We start from the raw sequence: 4,932 nt of genomic DNA, 5'->3' as shown, positions 1-4,932 counted from the left end.
GCGCAGCTCGCTCTCCCCCGCGCTGCCCGCCGACGCGGCCGCGGCCCTGGCCTCCTGGGCGGCCTCCTCCATCGCCGCGGCGTGCGCCTCGGCCGCCCTGCTCCGCTCCCGGGCGGCGTGCAGCTTGTGGCGCAGGTCGGAGACCTCCGAGCGGGCGGCCTTGAGCTGCTCGCGCAGCCGTTCGGACTCCTCCCTGGCCGCCGTCTTCTGCGCGGCCAGCTGCTCGCGCAGCCGGGTGACCGCCTGCTCCTGCGCGGAGCCCTCCGCGACGGCCGCCGACCGCTCCAGGTCGGCGCGGGCGTCTCCACCATCTCCACCCAGCCGGGCGGCCGGGTCAGATAGGCCGCGGCGGCGACCATGACGGGTTCGGCGGCCGGGGGGACGGCGCCCTCCGCCAGCCCGGCGACCAGCTCGGGCAGGCTCGCCGCCAGGACCTCGGCGACGGCCTCCCGGAACTCCTTGTCCGTCTCCAGCTGCGCCGCGATCGGCGTGCCGCCCAGCCTGGCCCGCTTGCGCGGCTCGAACCTGGCGATGTTGCGCAGCGGCGGCGGCACCGCGGCGGCGGGCATGGAGCCCAGAACCTGGGACGCCAGGTCCACGACGTGTGAGCGGACCTGCTCGGGCAGTGGACGAGACAGGCCCTCTCCGGCTGAACTCATCAACGGCCCCTACTCGGATCGGTCTATCCGTCAAGGGTACGGCCCTCCCACCCCGCCCCCGACACGGTGGGACACCGGCGATGACTCCCGCCCGGCGCGGGCCGGCCGAACCGGCGCCACGGCGGGAGCCCGTCAGCCGAGGTGCCCGGCGTCCTGAACGGTCAGCGCGATCTGGACGCGGTTGTTCAGCCCGAGCTTGGCCAGGATCCGGGAGACGTGGGCCTTGACCGTCGCCACGCTCATGTACAGCTCGGCGGCGATCTCCGCGTTCGACCTCCCCCTGCCGACCGCGAGCGCGACCTCCCGCTCGCGGTCGCTGAGACCGGACAGCAGCCCCAGCGCCCGCTCGCGGCGCGCGGCGGCGCCGTCGTCCGCGACGTGCGCGATGAGCTGGCGGGTCACGGCGGGCGAGAGGATGGGCTCGCCCGCCCCGACCCGGCGGATCGCGGCCACCAGGTCGGCCGGCGGGATGTCCTTGAGCAGGAACCCGGCCGCTCCGGCCCGCAGCGCCCGCAGCACCTGGGCGTCGGCGTGGAACGTCGTCAGGACGACCACCTCGGGCGCCGGGGCCGCGGCGCGCAGCCGCTCGGTCGCGGCCAGGCCGTCCACCCGGGGCATGCGGATGTCCATCAGCACCACGTCGGGCCGGTGGCGGGCCACCAGCCGCGGCACCTCGTCCCCGTCCGCGCCCTCCCCCACGACGGCGATATCGCCGGAGCCGCCGAGGATCATCGCCAGTCCCGCCCGGACGAGGGCGTCGTCGTCCACGATCAGCACCCGGATCACCGGATGCGGCGGAGCCTCCCCGCCGGTCACGCCGCCGGAACCGCCCGCACCGGCCCCGCCACCGTCCACACCGCTCATACCGCCCGCGCCGCTCATACCGCCCGCACCACCATCCGCACCGCCCATACCGCCCACGCCGATCACAGCACCCGTGCCATCCGTACCGCGCATGCCACTCATATCGTCCACGGCGTCCGCGCCGGCGGCACCGCTCACCGCGGCCACGGCAGCCACGCGCCGAGCCGGAACCGGCCGTCGGACGCCACGCCGTACTCCAGGCGGCCGCCCATGAGCTCGGCCCGTTCGGTGAGGCCGATCAACCCCGTGCCGCTGCCCGGCACGGACCGGCCGCCCGTCACGGGATTGCGGACCTCGACGGCGAGCCCCTCGCCGGGCCCGCCCGCCACGGTGAGCTCCACCGGCGCGGCGGCGGCGTGCTTGCGCGCGTTGGTCAGCCCTTCCTGCACGATCCGGTAGGCGTTGCGGCCGAGCCCCGCGGGAGCCTGGGACGGGTCCGCGACCCGCAGGTCGAACCGCACCTCCGCACCCGCCAGCCGGGACTCCTCGACCAGGCCCGCCAGGTCCGCCAGGGTGGGCTGGGGCCGGTCCGGCCGGTCGGGCGCGGCGCTCCCGGAGCCGCCGCCGTCCTCCGGGTCCCCCGAGCCGAGCCGGAGCACGCCGATGACCTCGCGCAGGTCCTGGAGAGCCTGGTGCGCGCCCGAGCGGATCACCTCCGCCGCCTTGGCCACGTCCTGCGACGGCATGTCCGGCCGGTACTCCAGCGCGCCCGCGTGCACGCTGAGCAGGGAGAGCCGGTGGGCGAGCACGTCGTGCATCTCCCGGGCGATCCGCTCGCGCTCGAGCCTCCTGGCCCGCGTCACCTGGAACGCCGCCTCCACCTCGGCCCGCTCCGCCCGATCGCGCAGGGAGAGCACGAGCTGCCGGCGCGCCCGCACGAACATCCCCCAGCCCACCACGACCAGCAGGACCAGCACCGACACCAGCGCCTCCATGGCGTAGGGCAGCGTGGGGTCGGGCCACAGCTCCAGGTAGATCGGGAGCGTCAGCAGGTTCACCCCCACCACCAGCGCCACGGGGCGGAACGGCCGGTGCACCACCACCGTGAACAGCGCGGCCAGGGCGGGCACGCTCGCCATGTTGGAGACGGTCGTGACGAGGGCGAGCACGAGGGCGAGTCCCACCGGCCAGCGCCGGCGCAGCCACACGGCGACGCACGCGAGCGCGCCCACCACCTGGTCGATCGCGCGGAGCGGTTCGGCGGCGCCGACCACGCCGTGCACCTCGTCCGCCGCGATCAGGCCCAGCCCGGCGGAGAGCAGGAAGACCGTGATGTCCACGATCCAGTCACGGGTCGAACGCCGGATCACCGTCCGGCTCCCCCGCGGCGCGTCCTGCAGGGTCGCCGGCAGCAGCCACCGGTACTCCAGCGCGCGCTCTGTCACATGTCATGACATTACGACCCGAAGACCCGCCCCGGAACCGACCAAAGTCGATGCCGCACCCCCGCCGCACGCGTTTCCGGCCGCTCTCCCGCCGCTCTCCGGCCCGCTCTCCCGCCGCTCTCCGGCCCGCGCTCCCGCCGCGCTCCCCCCGCGCTCCGACCGCTCCCGGTCCGTTCTCCGGCCGGAGCCTCCGGCGCCGAATGTCGGTCGGGGCTCCTATGGTCGTGACCGTGGAACATGCCGTGCAGGGAACGCTGGACGAGCTGGGCACCCCGCTCAGCCAGATCACCTTCGTGGTCTTCGACCTGGAGACCACGGGCGTCTCGGCGGGCGAGCACGCGATCACCGAGATCGGCGCCGTCAAGGTCCGGGGCGGGCAGGTGCTGGGCGAGTTCGCCACCCTGGTCGACCCCGGGACGCCGATCCCGCCGTTCATCGCGGTGCTGACCGGCATCACCGACGCCATGGTCGCGCAGGCCCCCCGGATCGAGTCCGTGCTCCCCTCCTTCCTGGAGTTCGCCGCGGGCTCCACCCTGGTGGCGCACAACGCGGGCTTCGACGTCGGCTTCGTCAAGGCCGCCTGCGCCGCCCACGGATACCCGCCGCCCGCCCATCCCGTCGTCGACACCGTCACCCTCGCCCGGCGGCTGCTGACCCGCGACGAGGCGCCCAACTGCAAGCTGGCCACGCTGGCCCGGCTCTTCAGCTCGACCGAACCCTGCCACCGGGCCCTCTCCGACGCCCGCGCCACGGTGGACGTGCTGCACGCGCTCATCGAGCGGGCGGGCTCCTTCGGCGTGCACACCCTGGAGGAGCTCAAGGGCTTCACCCGCGCGCCCACGCCGGAGCAGCGCCGCAAGCGGCACCTGGCCGAGGCGGTCCCCTCCGCGCCGGGCGTCTACGTCTTCGAGGACGAGCGCGGCGACGCGCTCTACGTCGGCAAGAGCGTCGACCTCCGCACCCGGGTGCGGAGTTACTTCACCGCGAGCGAGACCCGCCCCGGATCCGGGAGATGGTCGGCATCGCCGCGCGGGTCCGGCCGATCGTCTGCGCGACGCCGCTGGAGGCCGAGGTGCGGGAGCTGCGCCTGATCGGCGCGGCCAAGCCCCGCTACAACCGCAGGTCCCGCTTCCCGGAGAAGGTCGTCTGGCTCAAGCTCACCGACGAGCCCTTCCCCCGCCTGTCGATCGTCCGCGAGGTCAAGGACGACCGGGCCGCCTACCTGGGCCCGTTCACCAGCGTCCGCGCCGCCGAGGACGCCCGCACCGCGCTGCACGAGGCGGTGCCGCTGCGCCAGTGCACCGAGCGGCTCTCCCCCCGCAGGAGCCGCCCCGCGTGCGCGCTGGCCGGGATCGGCCGGTGCGGTGCGCCGTGCGAGGGCCGCCAGAGCCCCGAGGAGTACGGCCTGCACGCCGCGGCCGCCCGCCGGGCCATGGAGGTGGACGCCACCCCGGTCTTCGCCGCGGTCGAGGCGAGGATGGCACGGCTGGCGCAGGAGGAGCGCTACGAGGAGGCCGCCGCCGACCGCGACCGGCTCGCCGCCTACGTCCGCGCCTCGGCGCGCATGCAGCGGCTCCGGTCGCTGACCTCGATCCCCCAGCTGGTCGCGGCCGCCCCCGCCGCGGGCGGCGGCTGGGAGATCCACATCGTCCGGCACGGCCGCCTGGCCTCGGCCGGGGTGATGCCCGAAGGCGCCCATCCCGCGCCGTTCGTGGACGCGCTGACGGCCACCGCCGAGACCGTCGTGCCCGGCCCCGGGCCCACCCCCGCGGCCGGCGCGGAGGAGACCGAGTGCGTGCTGCGCTGGCTGGAGGGACCGGGCGTCCGGCTGGTCCGGATCGAGGGCCTCGATCACGGAGCCGGAGGCCCCGCGGAGAGACCCCCGGGCGGCGGACAGGACGGGGCGGAGAGCGGGGAGCCGAACGGGACGCGGCACGGGGAACGGAACGGCGAGGACGGAGCGCGGCACGGCGGGGACGGAGCAGCGGGCGGAACCGGCCCCGCCCCCGGCCCCGGCCCCGGCC

The 4,932-nt window shown here is 75.9% G+C and carries 2 protein-coding genes and 2 pseudogenes; 1 reads left to right on the top strand and 3 read right to left on the bottom strand.

Translation table 11 applies throughout. From position 1 onward, the window contains the following. From ACWJ6R_RS30150 to ACWJ6R_RS30140, 3 genes and pseudogenes are all read right to left on the bottom strand, one after another. Positions 1-659 (bottom strand): annotated as a pseudogene (locus tag ACWJ6R_RS30150) (hypothetical protein); the annotation flags it as partial. A 132-nt stretch (positions 660-791) separates the two neighbouring features. Then, on the bottom strand, positions 792-1,523 hold the full coding sequence (locus ACWJ6R_RS30145; RefSeq protein ID WP_449065472.1) for a response regulator transcription factor: 732 nt from the start codon (positions 1,521-1,523) through the stop codon (positions 792-794). A 134-nt stretch (positions 1,524-1,657) separates the two neighbouring features. Continuing rightward, on the bottom strand, positions 1,658-2,908 hold the full coding sequence (locus tag ACWJ6R_RS30140) for a sensor histidine kinase (RefSeq protein ID WP_449065471.1): 1,251 nt from the start codon (positions 2,906-2,908) through the stop codon (positions 1,658-1,660). Positions 2,909-3,126: 218 nt separating this feature from the next. Here ACWJ6R_RS30140 and ACWJ6R_RS30135 point away from each other — a divergent pair. Continuing rightward, positions 3,127-4,755, top strand: a pseudogene (locus ACWJ6R_RS30135) (DEDD exonuclease domain-containing protein); the annotation flags it as partial. Positions 4,756-4,932 lie beyond the last annotated feature (177 nt).

It is taken from the genome of Planomonospora algeriensis (genome assembly GCF_977012225.1).
This window is presented reverse-complemented; position numbering and strand designations above follow the sequence as displayed.

Coding starts and splice junctions, on each gene's coding strand:
- ACWJ6R_RS30145 (WP_449065472.1), bottom strand. CDS start 1,523: ATGAGCGGTGTGGACGGTGGCGGGGCCGGTGCGGGCGGTTCCGGCGGC.